The sequence below is a fragment of the Priestia aryabhattai B8W22 genome, assembly GCF_000956595.1.
GTDB classification, from domain to species: domain Bacteria; phylum Bacillota; class Bacilli; order Bacillales; family Bacillaceae_H; genus Priestia; species Priestia aryabhattai.
Map to the genome: position 1 here is coordinate 21640 of NZ_JYOO01000001.1, position 17817 is coordinate 39456.

At 38.3% G+C, this 17817-nt stretch carries 14 protein-coding genes and 1 pseudogene; 1 reads left to right on the forward strand and 14 read right to left on the reverse strand.

Translation table 11 applies throughout. From position 1 onward, the window contains the following. Positions 1–88: 88 nt before the first annotated feature. Entirely contained in the window at positions 89–646 is a 558-nt protein-coding gene (locus N178_RS00110; protein WP_045289442.1) for a YdhK family protein, read from the reverse strand. A 228-nt stretch (positions 647–874) separates the two neighbouring features. Between N178_RS00110 and N178_RS00115 the strand changes: the two genes are divergently transcribed. Beyond that, on the forward strand, positions 875–1303 hold the full coding sequence (locus N178_RS00115) for a hypothetical protein (protein ID WP_045289444.1): 429 nt from the start codon (positions 875–877) through the stop codon (positions 1301–1303). Positions 1304–1440: 137 nt separating this feature from the next. Here N178_RS00115 and N178_RS00120 read toward each other — a convergent pair whose 3' ends face one another. The 13 genes and pseudogenes from N178_RS00120 to N178_RS00175 all read right to left on the reverse strand — a co-directional run bounded on the left by N178_RS00120 (position 1441) and on the right by N178_RS00175 (position 17720). Then, positions 1441–3858 carry a heavy metal translocating P-type ATPase gene (locus tag N178_RS00120; RefSeq protein WP_045289446.1) on the reverse strand — a complete coding sequence of 806 codons (2418 nt, stop codon included), beginning with the start codon at positions 3856–3858 and terminating at the stop codon, positions 1441–1443. Positions 3859–3943: 85 nt separating this feature from the next. Then, positions 3944–4150, reverse strand: a complete 207-nt coding sequence (gene copZ, locus N178_RS00125; RefSeq protein ID WP_045289448.1) for a copper chaperone CopZ — start codon at positions 4148–4150, stop codon at positions 3944–3946. 14 nt (positions 4151–4164) lie between these two features. Then, positions 4165–4497, reverse strand: a complete 333-nt coding sequence (locus N178_RS00130; protein ID WP_045289451.1) for a metal-sensitive transcriptional regulator — start codon at positions 4495–4497, stop codon at positions 4165–4167. Positions 4498–4616: 119 nt separating this feature from the next. Then, the gene (locus N178_RS00135) at positions 4617–5297 is read right to left on the reverse strand and encodes a response regulator transcription factor (protein ID WP_045289453.1); all 681 of its coding nucleotides are present in this window, start codon (positions 5295–5297) and stop codon (positions 4617–4619) included. Position 5298: 1 nt separating this feature from the next. Then, positions 5299–6675 carry a sensor histidine kinase gene (locus N178_RS00140; protein WP_045289456.1) on the reverse strand — a complete coding sequence of 459 codons (1377 nt, stop codon included), beginning with the start codon at positions 6673–6675 and terminating at the stop codon, positions 5299–5301. 361 nt (positions 6676–7036) lie between these two features. Beyond that, positions 7037–10390, reverse strand: a complete 3354-nt coding sequence (locus N178_RS00145; protein ID WP_160297349.1) for a trifunctional glycoside hydrolase family 18/polysaccharide deacetylase/glycosyltransferase family 2 protein — start codon at positions 10388–10390, stop codon at positions 7037–7039. A gap of 526 nt (positions 10391–10916) precedes the next feature. Beyond that, entirely contained in the window at positions 10917–11336 is a 420-nt protein-coding gene (locus N178_RS00150) for a universal stress protein (protein WP_045289458.1), read from the reverse strand. Between the two features lie 226 nt (positions 11337–11562). Beyond that, positions 11563–11760, reverse strand: a complete 198-nt coding sequence (locus N178_RS00155) for an IDEAL domain-containing protein (RefSeq protein WP_013082792.1) — start codon at positions 11758–11760, stop codon at positions 11563–11565. A 168-nt stretch (positions 11761–11928) separates the two neighbouring features. Beyond that, the gene (locus N178_RS26830; protein WP_169746643.1) at positions 11929–12066 is read right to left on the reverse strand and encodes a hypothetical protein; all 138 of its coding nucleotides are present in this window, start codon (positions 12064–12066) and stop codon (positions 11929–11931) included. A 147-nt stretch (positions 12067–12213) separates the two neighbouring features. After that, positions 12214–13710, reverse strand: coding sequence for a CoA transferase (locus N178_RS00160; protein WP_080890114.1), 1497 nt, complete (start codon positions 13708–13710; stop codon positions 12214–12216). A 243-nt stretch (positions 13711–13953) separates the two neighbouring features. After that, positions 13954–14199 (reverse strand): DUF2164 domain-containing protein, encoded by a 246-nt coding sequence (locus N178_RS00165; protein WP_013082790.1) that lies wholly within the window; start codon positions 14197–14199, stop codon positions 13954–13956. Positions 14200–14316: 117 nt separating this feature from the next. Beyond that, on the reverse strand, positions 14317–15681 hold the full coding sequence (locus tag N178_RS00170; RefSeq protein WP_045289466.1) for a glycoside-pentoside-hexuronide (GPH):cation symporter: 1365 nt from the start codon (positions 15679–15681) through the stop codon (positions 14317–14319). Between the two features lie 90 nt (positions 15682–15771). Further along, a pseudogene (locus N178_RS00175) lies at positions 15772–17720 on the reverse strand (beta-galactosidase). Positions 17721–17817 lie beyond the last annotated feature (97 nt).

The window sequence follows — 17817 nt, forward strand, 5'->3', positions numbered from 1 at the left end:
AGAAATTTATCATTATAAAGCATAAAAAAAGAAGCAAACAAAAAAAGCCTAAGAATACATCTATTCTTGGGCTTTTCTTGCTAACAGTCTATTTTGCTGAAAGCTCATCTTCGGTTACCCACTTGTGGTTTTTCACTTTCTTTCCGCCTGTAGTCGGTGTGTAGTCTACCATATATACCGTTGTTTTTTCCGCTGAATCAATCGTTGCTTTTGCCCCTTTCATACCTTTCATATGGTCTGCTTCAAGCGTTACTTCGCTACCTGGCTTTAACTGCTTGTTACCCGCATCTTTTATTTCTTCTTGAATAACCCACTTATGATTTTTCACTTTTTTTCCGCCGGTCTTTAGCGTATACGAAACGGTATAGGCGGTAGTGTCGTAAGCACCAACAATCGTTGCTTCAGCCCCGTTCATGCCTTTCATATGATCAGCTTTCATAACGGCTTTATCTCCAACTTTATATGTTGGATTCTCAGCTTGCTTTAATCCTTTTGGAACCTCTCCTGAACTAGAGTGATTCATCTCTGAGTGATCGTGCATGGATTCATTTTTGTCAGCTGAAGGCTTTTCATGACTAGAATCGTTTCCGCATCCGCTTAGTCCAATAATGACAGATGCACCAAGAATAAATAGCTGTTTTTTCATGACAGTCCCTCTTTTCCACCTAATAAATTTTAAAATAAAAATCATTTAACCCTTAGAAACAACTTATCTATGCATACTCTTCTTCGTTTCTTTATTATAGCCAGACTTTGTGCAGATTTTGTGAAGATGAAGGTAGTTAGGTACAAAAAATTCCTGTGCCTAAAAAAGGCCTTCGTATGAAACACTTACCGCTAGGAAAAAGTATAAAAATAAAAGGAGGAAAGAAACATGCTAAAAATACGCTTTGCTCTGTCCTCACTCATACTTGCAGTTAGCTTGGTGATGGGAGCTCCCTTTGCTTCCGCACACTCCAAGCCCCCCTCTAATGTACAAAAGGTAGAAGTAACGTCCATTAAAATGAAAACGCTCAAAACGTTTATCGATGAACAAGATATGAATGCATTCACCAATAGTATAAAAAAGGCAGAGCGCATGAAACTTCTATTGGATGAAGAATCTGCTGGGAGTATTGATTGCAAAATGACCATTACCTATGGAGATGGTTCCAGCCGTCATTATTTCATTTGGATTATGGATGATGGACGGGATGTGTTAATTGCCCATCAAAAACATCCCGAGGACCTTCATCTTAAAGGATATGAATTAAGCAAAAAACATTCCTTGCACCTAACAAAGCTGCTAAAGAATATTCTTTAGCAGCTTTGTTTTACATCACTTTCACCGAAAATGGCTTGGTGACTCCAATATTTTTCACTTTATATTTCCCACACAGCATATACTGCTATGACTGCAAGCACGTATAAAATAGCTGAGATGATCCACTTTTTCATACCTTATAGCCTCACTCTCTGCAATCGCAGTGCATTTAATACAACCGATACAGAACTAAAAGCCATCGCGGCTCCAGCAACCCAAGGAGCCAACAGCCCGACTGCTGCAATGGGAATACCGAGCGTGTTATAACCCATTGCCCAGAATAAGTTTTGCTTGATATTAGAAATCGTTTTTCTGCTCATTTCAATCGCATCTGCAATGCTCATCAAGTCTCCTCGCATCAGCGTAATATCAGCGGCTTCCATCGCTACATCCGTTCCTGTTCCGATGGCCATTCCAATATCAGCTAACGCAAGTGCAGGAGCATCATTAATGCCATCTCCTACCATTGCGACTTTTTTACCTTGCTGCTGAAGCTTTTTCACTTCTTCTGCTTTGCCTTCTGGCAACACTTCTGCGATAACGTGATCAATACCCGCTTGCATTGCAATAGCCTGAGCTGTTTGACGATTATCTCCTGTAATCATCATCACTTCTAAGCCCATCTCTTTCAACCTAGAAACTGCTTCTTTAGAAGTCATTTTAATGGTGTCTGCAACAGCAAGCATGCCGGCATATTTTCCGTCAAGACCAACGAGCATGACCGTTTTTCCTTCTCGTTCTAAATTTGTCATTCCTTCTAAAGCTGCATCAATATTCACTTTATGTTGGTTCATAAGCTTTCTTGTTCCTACTAACAGTTCTCGTTCTTGTACAGTTGCTTTTACTCCATACCCTGGAATAGCTTCAAAAGATAACGGGTCTTGAATTTCTATACCTTTATTTTTTATACCTGCTACGAGGGCTTGAGCTAGAGGGTGCTCCGATAAACGCTCAGCCGATGCGACTAACTGCAATAGCTCATTTTCTTCGTAGCCTTGTGCAATACGTACATCGGTTAGCTCGGGAGTTCCATTTGTAACAGTTCCCGTTTTATCTAAAAGAATCGTATCGATTTTATGAGTCGCTTCTAAATGCTCGCCGCCTTTGAACAAAATACCAAATTCTGCTGCGCGGCCCGAACCGGCCATAATGGAAGTTGGAGTAGCTAAACCTAACGCGCATGGACATGCAATCACTAATACGGCAATAAGCTTCTCTAAAGCCAGTGCAAATTCGCCAGGCACAATCCAGATATACCAAACAAAGAAAGTAAGAAGAGCAATTCCAACCACAATTGGCACGAATATACCTGAAATATAATCAGCTAATCGCTGAATAGGCGCTTTAGACCCTTGAGCTTCTTCTACTACTTTAATAATTTGCGCAAGCGCCGTCTCTTTTCCAACGTTTGTAGCTTTTATTTTTAGAAAACCATTTTTATTGAGTGTAGCTCCAATTACTTTATCTCCAATGTTTTTATCTACCGGTACGCTTTCACCTGTCAGCATAGACTCATCTATAGCCGATTGCCCTTCAATAATCTCTCCGTCTACAGGTACTTTTTCACCGGGTTTAATAAAAATAACTTCGCCTTTTTGCACTTCTTCCACTGGAATTTTAACTTCCGCTCCGTCTCTTACTACAACAGCCGTTTTAGCTTGTAAACCCATCATCTTTTTAATTGCTTCTGAAGAACGGCCCTTGGCGTTGGCTTCAAATAATTTCCCTAAAAGAATCAGCGTAATTAATATAGCGCTCGTTTCATAGTAAAGCTGAGCTGTATGAACAGATGAGCCAAGCGATTTAAGAGAAGAGTACAAACTATAGAAATAAGCTGCGCTTGTGCCTAGTGCTACTAAAACATCCATGTTGGCACTTTTGTTACGCAGAGCTTTAAATGCACCTACATAAAATTGTTTCCCTACCACGAATTGAACAGGCGTAGCTAAAGCGAGCTGAACCCATGGATTCATCAGCATATGAGGTAAAGGAATAAACGACGTAAACGTAAAATGACTAACCATTGCCCATAATAACGGTACGCTTAAAATAAACGAAAACCAAAACTTCCCTTTTTGTTTACTCAGTTCTTTTTCTCGGTAGCTTTGCTCTTCTTCTCTTTCCTCCGACTTTAGCTTTGCTCCGTATCCAAGTTTTTCAACTCGCTGCGTTATATCTTGCGGAGCTATTTGAGAAGGGCTGTATTCAACAGAAGCTGTTTCTAAAGCAAGGTTAACACTTGCCTTTGTCACGCCTTCTAATTTGTTTAACCCTTTTTCAATACGGGTCGAACAAGCGGCGCACGTCATACCAGTAATAGCAAATTCGGCTTTTTCATTTACAACTCCGTATCCAAGCTTTTCGATTTTTTCTTCAAAGGCCTGTGGACTTGTTTTAGACGGATCAAATATGATAGTAGATCTTTCTAAAGCCAAATTCACGTTTGCTTCTTTTACACCTTCTATTTTTTTTAATCCTTTTTCAATTCGATTTGAACACGCTGCACATGTCATACCCGTAATTTGCAAGGTGGATTCTTTTTGTTTGTCACTCACCGCGTTTCGCCTCCTGTTATATACCTACAAGGGGTATATTTTTCTCCTAAATCAAGCGTGCGAAGGTATTCGCACGCGATGCTATTTATGCTACGTCATAACCTTGGTCATCAATAGCGTCTTTAATAGCTTCGATCGTTACTTGACTTGGATCAAATGCAACCGTTACTTTTGCATCTTCTAAGCTTACTTCCACGCTTTTAACGCCATTAAGTTCGCCTACGCCTCCTTCAACAGCTTTGACACAATGACCGCAAGACATTCCTTGTACTGATAATGTTACGTTTTCCATTTCTAGCATCTCCTTTATTTCATTAATCGTTTAATGGTTGTTAATAATTCATCCACTACTTCTTCATCACCAGCTTGCACACGTTCTACAATGCAATGCTTCAAGTGACCTTCAAGCAAAATTTTACTTACACTATTTAAAGCAGACTGCGCAGCTGCGATTTGAGTAATCACGTCGTCACAATACGTATCTTTTTCAATTAATCCTTTAATTCCTCGAATTTGTCCTTCAATTCGATTTAATCGGCTTGTTAGATTTTTCTTCACTTCTGGAGAATGGTGACTTTTTCTTTCACTATTTATCGTACAACATTTTTCTTCACTATTCATGTGATTCACTTCGACCATCTAACATCCTCCCTTCATAAGTCCATGTTACTATACCCCCCTACCCTATGTAAAGAGAAAAGCTCACTTCTGCTTACTTTATCTTTTCACCAATTTCAACAGCTATGCTCATATCATGTTCAACTAACATCAACCCACTTATAGCCTATTCCCCATACGGTTTGCAAGTATTCGTCTACAGGAAAGCCTGCTTTTCTAAGCTTATCCCGAACATTTCGCACATGAGAGTCAATAGTACGGTCTCCAATCTCCGCCTCATATCCCCACACTAACACAAGCAAGTCGTCTCGGCTGAACACGCGATTTAAATGCTGAAGAAGTAAACCCACTAATTCAAACTCTTTAGGCGTTACTTGAATCTGCTGATTTTTATATTGTAATACGTGATTTTCCTTGCTCCATACTAACCCTTTGTAGGTGATTTCATGTTTTTCCTTTAACGAACGTCTAAGAACCGCACGGATGCGTGCAACCAATTCTTCTTCGCTAAACGGTTTAGTAATATAGTCGTCTGCCCCTATATTTAATCCTTTTACTACATCTAATGTTTGACTGCGGGCTGTGAGCATAATGACAGGTAGATCAGACATTTTTCTTATTTCTTGGCAAATCTCCCACCCATCTCTGCTTGGCATCATAATATCTAATAACATCAAATCTGCTTTGTTACCTTGAGAAAGATAGCGTAGCGCTTCAGTGCCGCTTTCAAATTTTATACACGTAAATCCGTTTGGCCGTAGATAAAGTTCTAGTAAATCTAGCATCCTTACTTCATCATCGACTAATAAAATGGTTGTCATTCTATCCATCCTCTCTTATTACAATCTCTACAGTCGTTCCTTTTCCCATCTCGCTTGTGATTGTTATTTCTCCTCCGTGAGCTTCTACAATCTCTTTTACAATGGATAAGCCTAGTCCGTAGCCTCCGCTTTTTCTCGAGCGAGATTTCTCTACTCGATATAGCTTATCAAATATGTAAGGTAGATCTTTTTCTGGAATACCTATTCCTCGATCTTTAAGGGTTATGGTTACTAATTTAGCTGATTTTTTTACGACTACATCAATTTTGGTCTCTTCTTTTGAATAGTTCATTGCATTATCAAGTAAATTGATAATTACTTGCTGAAATCTTTCAGGATCTAGTGAAATGTAAAGACCTTGAGGACAGCTTATGTCCAGCTTCATCCCTTTTTCTTTTAAAGCTAAATGAAAGTTCGCGCATATGGTGTGCAAATATGCAGCTAGCTCTACTTTTTGTTTTTGAATAAAAAATGTATGCTGATCCAGCTGCGCCAACTGAAACAAATCTTTAACTAACTGTGAAATTCTTTCTGCTTCTTCTTTCACAATAGCAAGATATTTATCCCTTTCTTCCGGTGTATTAGAAGGCCTTCTTGCTACGTCTGCATAGCCCTTTAAATACATTAAAGGCGTTTGAAGTTCATGTGAAATGCTGCTTAAAAATTCATTTCTCTCTTTTCGCAACCGCTGCAGCTCATTCGCTAGCGACTGAATCGACATTCCTAACTGTCCAAGTTCATCTCTTGAATGAGCGCCAAGTTTCACAGACAAATCTCCTTGACTCAGCTTCTCTGTTGCTTTTTTCATTTTGATTAAAGGAGCCGTTATAAATTTAGACAGGGCAAAAATAGTCACAATGGAAAATAAAACGGAAACAGCTCCCGCTACGTAAAAATGATGCTGTAGTCTCGCAATCATTTCGTGAATATCATTTGTGTTCTTGAACATATAAACCGTTCCGAACTGCTGATGATCTTTTTTAATAGGTGATGCTGTGGCGATATAAGGTTTGCTTTTCCAGTCGCCTTGCATGATTTCACCTTTGTATGTAAGAGATTTTCCTTTCCATTTCTCTACCGATTTTCTTGCACCTTGAATTAAAGGCCTAGACGAACTGATAATTTTTCCTGTTTTATCTGTGATAACAACGTCGGTTTCTGCCTCAGATTCCATCAGTGCAACATGGTTAAGCGTAGCTGAATCATGATGCTTCTCTAATACTTCTCGGTGACTGTTTCCTCTTAGACGCAAGCTTTGCAACTCCTCTGAAATTCTTGTATTGGCAAGACCGCTATATAAATAGAAAAAGAGAGCGGCTTCAACTAGTAAAATGAACATTAAAAACAAGAGTCCAAGCTTAATAGAAAGTCTATTCATTTATTCACACCCCTTGCTTTCATTATAGAAGTAATAATTGAAGAAACTGTGCAGAATAAAAACGCCCCCACAAAATAATTGTCTTTATACTATGAAAAATCCCCTAATAAGAAGGTTCCTCTGTTGATACAACTGTACTGAATTAGTCAAATAAGCGTTATTCTCTGACATTTTACCATAGGTACACGCACGTACGCAGAACAGCATTTCAATGAACAAGAAAGGGATGTGAATAATCCCTATTGACAGGCTTAAAAATAAAGGTTCTTTTAACTATCATTATTAAGTGAACTCTTTACTGTTTTTCTAATAAAAAAGGTTAATTAGCAAAAGCTAATTAACCTCGTTAAATAGTGCAATTTCACCCAGTTCTCTCAGCTGAACTGTCTCTTGTTACCTGCAAATTTCCGGAGCGTTTTAATTTGTTCCACCCTACTCTTGTTCCTTTTAATGCAGCTAAAACTGCCTTCCAAGCTACCCATAGTAATAAGTAGCGATACACAATTCTTTGTATCACTAGAGCAATCAATGGTTTACTGCTTATTCGCTCTAATCTAAAGGCCACTAAACAAACAAGAAAATCAACAATAAAGTAGCACCCATATAGAAGAACCGAATGTTTAACATCTCCAGTACATAGCCTCAAAACAAATAAAAGGTCTAAAAATGGTGCAAATAAAGGAAAAATGAATTGAAACAGCAGCATATTAGGAAGAGCCATAAAACCTAATGCTTTATGCTTGCGCCCTCCAAAAGCTCTTTTGTGCTTCCACAAGCACTGTAAAGTTCCAAAGTTCCAGCGATGGCGCTGTTTGAGAAAATCTTTCCGCTTTTCTGGTGCTTCTGTATATGCACTTGCTTTCTCTTCAATTGAAATTTTATAACCGCTGCGCAATATACGCAGAGACATGTCTGTATCTTCAGCTAATGTATCGGCCGTAAAATATCCTAATTCTTGAACAAGTTTTTTTCGCCATGCTCCTATTGCGCCTGGAACCACCGTCACGCAATTAAGCATGGAAAAAGCACGTTTCTCTAAATTAAAACCTGACACATATTCAATATGCTGCCATGTTGTTAATAAATTACGGACATTACCTACTTTAATGTTCCCCGATACCGCTCCTACTTTTTCATCGTTAAAGTGTCTCACCATAAGTGATATAGCTTCAGGTGAAATAATGGTATCGGCATCAATTGATACAATGATGTCTCCTTCTGCTTTTTGGATACCCAAATTGATCGCCGCAGCTTTTCCTCCATTTTTCTTTCGAAGAAGATGAAACTTGTCATTGTCTCTGAAATCTTCAGTAACAGCCTTTGATGTGCCATCTGTTGACCCATCATCAACCATAATAATCTCAAGATTTTGATATGAACTCTTCAACACCGACTTGATCGTCCTGCTTATCACATTCTCTTCGTTGTATGCAGCGATGACTACGCTGACTAAAGGCTGATATGAAGCATCAAAATGCAGTTTATCAGCTTTTCTTTTATGTTTAAGCGCGAGATAAAAGACAATAAGCAAACGCAGTGTAAATACAATTAATGTTCCATAAAACAGAACGAAAAAAACAGTATGCAGCGCAGCAATATTCGCTAGAATCAATTTGATGTTTTGAATAATCGGATTCTCTGCTTTTAAAACGGCGGGCATTGTACTTTCCCTGCTTTTATTCGTCAAATCCCCTGCTGTTACAAATGTATACCCTCGTGCCTGCAGCTTTTCAATGATTTGAGGCAGTGCTTCTACTGTTGCTTCTCGGTTTCCTCCTCCATCATGAAGTAAGATAATATCACCGTTCTCTGCTTGCTTCATCACACGGTTTACAATTTCTTTACTATTTTTAGCTTTCCAGTCACTCGAATCAATATCGTAGTTAACAGTTATATATCCCATCTTCGTCGTATCCGCCATTTTTTGAAATGAAGCTGGGTCATATACCGTTTCATCATAACCATTATAAGTGTTTTGATTATCTCCATACGGAGGCCGATATAAAATAGATGAATGACCAGTGATCCCTTGAATGATTCGTTCTGTTGCATTTACTTCATACTTTAGCTGATTTTTAGAAATATTGATTGTATTTGGATGGGAAAATGTATGATTTCCAATTTCATGACCATCTTTATATACTTCTTTAACAATATCTTGATGAAATACTGCATTTTCACCAATCATAAAGAAAGTAGCTTTTACATCATGGGCTTTTAAAATTTTTAAAATTTTCTCTGTGTATTCAGGATCTGGCCCATCATCAAATGTTAAAACAATTTCTTTGTTAAATATTTTGCTTAGCCGTTCAATCTCAGGAGCTTGCGGCATTGCTGTGTACTCTTCCTCTGAAATAAATCCTTTCGAATCAAAAGCAAAACGTCTTTCTCCTGGAGAAGCCTCTGTTTTTGCATGAAGTATGCTTCCTTCTCCATAATTGTAAGCAATTTCTCCATTTTTAACAGTCTGAATCTCACTTACTTTATGTCCTTTTACTACATCCCATACAGACGGGTCTTCCGTTCCCAGTCTCCATAAAGCAACTCCTTTGGCACCGCTTGATGAAGCAGCTTTCCACTGATTATAAAATGTCACGCTGTCCAAAAACCATAGCTCATGCGTACCCGTTCCGTCTTTATAATTTACATACGGCGTTTTGCTTTTATCATCCCACTCTACATTCAAGTGAGCTTTTTGAGCCATTCGCATGACGTCTTCAAATGATACGACTTTTCCTCCTTGCTTGCTCTTTTCATCCCAGTCATATCCATAGTTTCCAAGACTAACAATCATCTTATCTTTTAACGATTTTGATAAATTGTTTTGATACCAAGAAAATGAAGCAATAGGACCCGGGCTTTGAAAGTGCTCGTCGTACATCATTAAAATCATACGGTCATTATACTGTTCTAAACGGCTATAATCGAATGCTTTATTAGCTGGAGGCACATCCATAGTTACCATTAACCCATCTTCATGGAAGGCTGTATAAAGTTTCTTCATAAAGTCTGTTAGTAACTCTCTGTCGCTGCTTTTGATATTTTCAAAATCTATATTTATCCCATCATATCCATTTTCTTTAATTTGACGATGTAAATTATGTATAAGTTTGGATTGTTCCTGAGGAGATTGCAGCAAGCGGTGAACCGTTTGTTCATCCCATTTTCCATTCGACTCATTTGTCAGCAACGGTAAAACCTTTGTATGATGCTTTTTAGCAAAATCTCCGATATCTTTTTGAACACTGCTTTTTAATTCTAAGTTCGAATTTAATGAAAACCATTGAGGTACAAGAACATCAATTTGGTCAATATTATTTTTTAATGAACGTTCACTATTTTTATCCCAATTAACATAGAACGCATAAAAATCTTCTTTGTTCACAATCCGGTTTTCTAAAAACTTTTTATGGGACTCATCTTCTGAAAAAGAAGAGAGCCGGCCGCTATCGTTATCGGATGGATAAATAGTCGAAAATTCATTCTTTTCTTCAGTCCCCCATGTTGGCAAGACCGGATTAAAGTGAAGGCTTAAGCCTGAAACGAAAGCTGAAAAAAGAGTAAAAATGATTACGAGTATAAATAGACTTATAATAATATGCCATCGTTTTAGAGAACTAGTCTCAAAAATGAATTTTTTCTTACTTTTGTCCGTGTGCGAACCAGCCGTCTTCTCGCCTCGCCTGTTCTTTTTGGTGAATCGTGTTGTTTGCACATCCATACCTGCTTTCTATCCTTTTTAGCTATGATGTAAAGGAAAAAACGTTTCTACCTCTGTTTTTATATCCTCTATGTATGTTTATCACTTTCTCTACACTTTTTATTTTGCTAGTAGAAAAAAGTGTAGAGATCGCGTTGTTTTTGTAAAAAGTCATATACTCAAAAGAGCGAAAACTTTTATACCCCTGTGCGTCTGACACTATAAGTTTTTCTGCAAACAAAAGGATAACAGAAGTAAATGAAGCGGTATATATGCTAATTTATCGAATTTAGAGATAACTTATGGAAGTGTAAGGCTTTACAGCTATACCATCTTCTAGGTCTTATCTCGTCTGATTAGTTATTTAGACATGTATTTTTTCATTTTCTTAAAGCTTTCCAATAAAAGTAGTGTATTACGTGGAGACCTCCTGCGCTTTTACCATATTAAAAATTCCTAACCAGCTAAAGCACCAGACGATTTAAAGGCGACACAGATTAACTCAAAATAAAAAGCATGTTCTCCAAGGAGAACATGCTTTTTATTTAATAATGATAACAGGACATTCTGCGGATTGAGCAACTTCGTGACTTACACTTCCTAAAAATGTCTCTTTAACAAAGCCCTTTCCTCGGCTTCCTATTACAATGACGTCTTGTTGATTATCACGTGCATATTCGATAATTTTCTTTGAAGCGGTGCCTTCTAAACCATATGCCTCGTATGGAATACCTGATTGAGTTAAATGATTGTGAGCTTCAGATAAAATATCGCGATTTTCTTCTTCTATCAGTGCGTCTAAGTCAACGCTAAAAACAGGCTGCTGCAAGTGAATTCTTTCCTTAATATGTACAATTGTCAGCTTATTAGCATTTACGCTTTTAGCTAGTTTACTTGCATGTTGAAGAGCACGAATGGAAGGTGCGGAACCATCAAAGGCGACTAAGATTTTGTTATACATATAAAGAACCCTCTCTCTGTTTGTTCTTTCGTGATGTACTACTATCTAGGTGCTGTAGATGATAAAGCAAAAAATAATAAAGTAAGAGACTTCTTGATTTTTGCTTTATCATCCATACTATACTTTTACCGCTTTCAGAAAAAACAAAACATTTATCCGTTTTTTTCCATATAAAAAGCCTTTGCTCACTAGAAGCAAAGGCTGATTGTTTATGTTAGTAGGTTATTTAACAAACTTCTTTTAACTCTTCAGTTAAACGTAAAAAAGTTTCTTTATCTCTTTTTTCTAACGACTGATCGATTTGCAGTAAAAGCTGTGCTTTTTTAAAGTCACGAAGAGATTTGTTTAGCACTAGTTGAGCTGCTGTCGCGTCTGATACTTTTACTTCTTCTCGTGTCATTTTGCGGGACGTATAGTTTTCCATTACAAGTCAACTCCTCATCCTTTTCGCTATTATATAAGAAATCATATAATTATTCAAATATTTTTTCTTATTTTTCATTTTAAATTTGACCCCCAAAAACCGAGATTAAGACATAACGAAATCAATTCGATCTAAAGACAAACAAATTGGATACATGAGCTGAACCGCTTATGACACCGCTGTTGATTTCCGTGCAAGGCTTCGCTTTCCGCAGGCGGCCGCTGAGCCTCCTCGTCGCTTGCGCTTCTGCGGGGTCTCACCTGTTCCGCTTTTCCCGCAGGAGTCTTCGCCTTGCCCTCCAATCAACCTCTAGAAGCACCTACCCACATAAACGAAACCTACGTTCACCACAATAACAAAAAAATCCGAACGAGTTGGATCCTTTCTCAAGAATCTCGATTCATCGTTCGGATTTTCTTTCAACTAAAATACTTTTGTTTCAGCCTCTTATTATCACAACCACTTTGGGCGTGAAGAACCTCGAGGAACGAGAACCGTCTTATATTCCCCTGGGGTTTCTGACATTTCAATTTGTTCTGTAAGCCCTTGATACAATCCTAAAGGTGTTTGGGCTGTAAAGAGATCCGGTGCAATGTACTCATGCTTCTCTGACGAACCAGCTGTTTGATGAGCGTATGTTTTGTCATAGATGCCCATTGATAAAATCCATAAAGATACGCGATTTAGTGATACACGCACGCGGTAGCTGCCTCCTTCTTTTGCTCTTCTTTCCAGTGCCATTAAAGCACCGACTTCAAGCAGCCAAGAAACCGCATAATCGTTTACCACTACAATAGGAGGCAGCTTAGGATTTTCTGGCGACCCTTCTAATGCCATGACTCCCGTTACACTTCCCGCTGTTTGATCAAATCCATTTCTTTTCGCCCAATTTCCTTGCGTTCCGTGCAGGTTAACGGTGCAGTGGATGATGCCTGGTTTTAGTTCCGCACACTCTTCAGCTGTTAGACCGTATCTCTCTAGAAATCCGTATCGGCGGTTCGCAAAAAAGATATCGGCTCCTTTTAGAAGTTCAACCATTTTTTCTTTTCCTTCTTTTTCACCGATATCCAGCGTTGAAGAGCGCATACCGACATTAGACGTAGCATAGATCGTATCATGCTCCCAATCGGTTGGCTTCCAAATATTTAAGACATCGGCACCGTGTAAGGCGAGAGCCCGACCAAATCCTGCTCCTGCAATAACATGACCAAGACCTAATGCTCGAATACCGTCTAGCGGCGTTTTAGGATTCTTTGAAAAAGGAATCGGCTCACTTTCGCCAATCTTTTCAATTTCAATTAAAGGAAGCTGTGCTATTTCTTCATACACGGATTCTTTCATAAACTCTTCAATTGTCCGCACAACAGGCATGATAACTCCTCGCTCCGCTGCGGCTTTTTCTAATTCTTCTGCATTCCATCCGCGAATTGCTTTTGCCACTGCCTCAGGGTCTTCTATACAATTTAATAGCTTGAGCGTTTCATGCTTAGAGCGTGGATATGGATTCAGCGGCATCACCCATTTGTCATCTTTTGTTTGATAAAAGTGAAAGCCTAATGGGTTATATGGATCATTTGCTTTACTTGGTGCGTACCCGTTAAGCTTTTCCCATTTTTTATCGTAAAAAGGTGATAATCTTCGGATAGCTTTTCGCAAATCCATATGAATATCTTGACCTTTTCCTCCGCGTATTCTCCAAACTTTTGAGACAGCTACTGATTTAGCAACTAGTGCAATAGCTGCTGCTGAGGCAAGGCGCAGCGTACTAGGAACAATCGGATCTTCTCCGTAAAACGTAATGTTTCCTCCGCTGTCTTTTGCTGATAAGCCGACTCCTTGAAGCACATTTTCCAACTCTTGATAGATATCAAAATCACTATTATCCGTTAAACGATTTTCATTTACTTTCACAATAGAATTTGTTAGCTGACCTTTCGTAATGTTGCTCACGTACAGTCCCTTCTTTCCTAATATAATTACCTCATTATGTCCCTGCTTGCTGAAGTTATGCCCTCATCGAGTTAAATCAAAACACTTTAAATATAACCTTTACGTTAACGTTAATATTATCTTAAACCGAATGTATCATATATCGCTTATGCGAACAAATAATTTGTTTCATAGACAAACAAAAGCGCTTTATGCTTTTGTACATAAAACGCTTTTGTCCTACTTCATATTTTCTTTTTTGAACTACTTTTCGATTGGTTTTTTTAATGCATGTAAATTTTCTTCCGCAGAAAGCATGACCTGGTTCATAATATCTTCTGCATCTTTAATGGCTTGGTTATAAAAGTGAGGGCCGATATGTTCTTTAATAAACTCTAATACATTTTCTGCTGCAAATTCACTGATTTCTTCATCTCGTTCGTTATAAAAAAACGTTTGAATTTCATTCAGCATTTTATCTTTGTCTTCTTTTGAAAAATTAATAAACATAACTAAAACTCCTCTTTACATTGATATCTGTCTACCTGACATCATAGCAAGAGGAGCTGAGAAAATGCAGTCTTTTTTTCTTGTTGTTTTTGTGTACAGTGTTTATGCTAATTTGAATTAACTAGACACCTTCATAGCCGGTTTTTCTTTTATGCGGCTGGAGCGCTTTTTCATATCTTGTAAAATTTCTAAATATCTCTTTTCCGTCAACTCATATTTTACGAGTGGGACAAGTGATAACAAGCAAAGGATGCCTGGAATGATCGTAAAGATTAAAGCAATCCAAATGAGCGTGCTGTGTGACTGAATTTGATTTGGCACATATCCTACTGCTGAAAGAATATACCCTCCTACTGCTCCGCCCACTGCTGAAGCAACCTTCGTTTTGAAGATATTCGTAGAAAACACCATTCCTTCCGCTCGGTTCCCGGTTTTCCACTCGCCGTATTCTACACAGTCAGCAAGCATAGATGTTTGAGCAATGTTGCTAACCCCACCGCCGAAAGAAGCTAAAAAGCTTAAAATCATTACCGGCATAACGTGAAAACCAGTTACAAACATTGTAAGAGTAGCTACGGCATTTAGCGCAATTCCCCCTATTGCTGCGCGTTTCTTTCCAAATTTATTTGAAATAAAAGGAGACGCGATCGCTCCTACAATTTGTGCTGTAAAAAATAAGGTTAAATAAAGAGACGCGATATTCTCTGCATTTAAATTGTATTTAAAATAGTAAATAGAAAACGTAGTTCGAATTGTTAAAATCGTTTCAACTAAAAGCATCGAGAAAATTAGATAGCGCAGCGGTTTATTTTGAATAAATAAGTTCCAAACTGCTTTTGGCGTCTGCTTTTCCTGTCTTTTTACGGTATAGTTTTCTTTTACTCCTGAAAATGTAATAATCATGGTAATCATTAAGATACACGCATAAATAAGACTAAGCATAAACCAATTCCCAAAATAATGAGCTAGTGGAAGAGTTAATAAACTAGCAAATAAAGAGCCTACTGCTGCAATGGTTCTAGGAAAAGCCACTACTTTATTTCGTTCTTTTACATCTTGTGTAATCGTTGCCGAAAGCGACCAATAGGGAATGTCCATAATAGCAAAGCTTGTTCCCCACGCGATATAGGTGATATAAGCATAAATTAATTTTCCTGTATGAGAAAGATCCGGACTAATAAAACACGCGACTGTAGCAACAGCTGCAAAAAATCCGCCTATTAGCAGATAAGGCCTAAACTTGCCAAATCTCGTTTCTGTATTATCAACTAGCATTCCAATAATAATGTCGGCAATTCCATCCCATATCCTAGCAATAAGAAATAAAGTTCCTACAGCTGCGGCATTTAATCCTACGCTGTCCGTATAAAAAATCATTAAATATGTACTTGTTAATGCATAAATAATATTATTTCCAAAACTCCCCATTCCGTATGACAATACGGTTTTTAAAGAAACTTTTGACTGTACCCCCGTGCTCATATAACCTAACTCCCTTCTCCTATAAAACGCTTTCATATCATGGATGACTAGAATCTCATTACTACACGAGATTCTAGTCTTCTGTTGCTGCTACACGTTTTCTGCGATACGACTTTCGTAAGGCTGTAGCACAATATCTTTAAACACTTTTACTTCTGACGTATGGTTCATAAGGAAGTAATAACTCTTCTCTCCCAGCTTTCGAGGATATACTTCAATTCCCTCTTCACTTTCTGTATGCTCAATATGCTGTTGTTTCACAATATCAAGCGCAATTTTTTCAAAAGCCTGTTCCTCAATTCCACAGCCTACATAATAAACCGTTCCACGGCCACACTGATTTTTTGTTACAGCCGCTTGATTATAAAATGGATCATCATACTCATACAGCACTTCAGCTGTTACAGGCGTGATAATGTCTCTCCACACGGACGCACTTGCTTGTTCTCCTTCATACGGTCCTTTTCCTTAATCGATGCTTTTTGGGTAGAAGACAGTGCTTCCACTTCATGAATTTCAATTCCTGCTATTTCTTTTACATATCCCGGCAGCGTCTGTTTAAAGTGAATATTATTTTGTTTGTCTTTAATGCCAGTTCTAAACGTAAAAACGATGACGCCTCCGTTTTCAGTAAATTCAGTAAATCTCTTACCTAGTTCTTCATCAATGATTTGCAAAGCTGGAACCACCAGTACTTTATAGCTTGAAAAATCTCTCGCAGCAGGAATAACATCAATAGGTGTATTCAACTTATAAAACGGTGTATACCCTCGAAGAAGCTCTTGCGTAAAGTCAAACCCTTCACTTTGCTGCTGAAAGCGCCACGACCATATATTTTCATAGTCATATAAAACGGCAACATCCGACTTAATATCAGACTCAAGTACATGTTCGTAATGAACGATTTCACTAAATAACGACTGCACTTCTTTGTAGCGTTTTCCATAGTGATTATCGTGACCTACAATTCCGTAGCAGTATTGCTCGGCTCCTCTTGTCATTCCGCGCCAACGGAAATACAGCATATTCGTGCATCCATGAGCAAAAGCTTGATAAGACCACATTTTTGCCTGATTAGGTCGCGGTAGATAACCGATGATATCATGACCTTGAGCACCCATTAATTCCTCTACAATCCAGAAGTTTTTATGTAACAAGCCTCTATTAAAATCATGTCCTAATGCAATATGAGCCGGGGTAATTGGCTCTGTTTGACCGCCCCATACCGGATAATTATCATAGGATACAAAGTCCATTACTTCTAGGTTTTCTTCATGATCGAACCATTTATCAAAAAAGCCTCCTGATACGTTCGTTGTCAACAGCTGGTGATCACCTTTATATTTCTTCACAATTGCTGTTTGTTCGTGAGCATATCTGTTTAACGAAAAAGAGCGAAAGCGGGCCCAGTCTAGCTTTAAAGAAGGGCTGTGTGTCGTAATTGTTTTTACAGGCATAGGCACTTCGGTAAAGTCGTTATACGTTTGTCCCCAGAAAATAGTGCCATACTTCTCATTTAACTCATTGATATCTTCATATTTTCTTTCCAAAAACTGCTGAAACTCTTTATGGCATTGTTCGCAGTAACACATATCACTGCCTTCATGACCAAATTCATTGTCAACCTGCCATGCTACGATTGCTTCTTCTGAGCCGTAGTGCCTTACTAGTTGTTCTGTAATCTGAGCGCTATACTGCCGGTAAAGAGGAGAATTAAAACAATATTGACGTCTTCCTCCAAACGCCCTGACCGCCCCATTTTCATCTTTTGATAAAATAGAAGGATGCTGCTTCGCAAGCCAAGCCGGAAAAGTGGCAGTAGACGTACCAAACATAACATCAATATTCTGTTTTTTAAGCTTATTGATAACGCTATCAAAAAATGAAAAGTCATATTGCCCTTCTTTAGGCTCCATAAGGTGCCAAGCGAACTCCCCTATTCTCACCATGTTTGATCCTAACTCTTTAATACCTTGGATATCTTCTTCTATCATATTCTCTGGCCAATGTTCAGGGTAATAATCGACGCCGATGTACATTTTTCTCTACTCCTATCTATTTCTTTATTTCATTAAATGAACGTTTTGCTGTTACTTGTTGAGGTATTCTTGGAAACGGTGACCAAAAGCAAAAAAA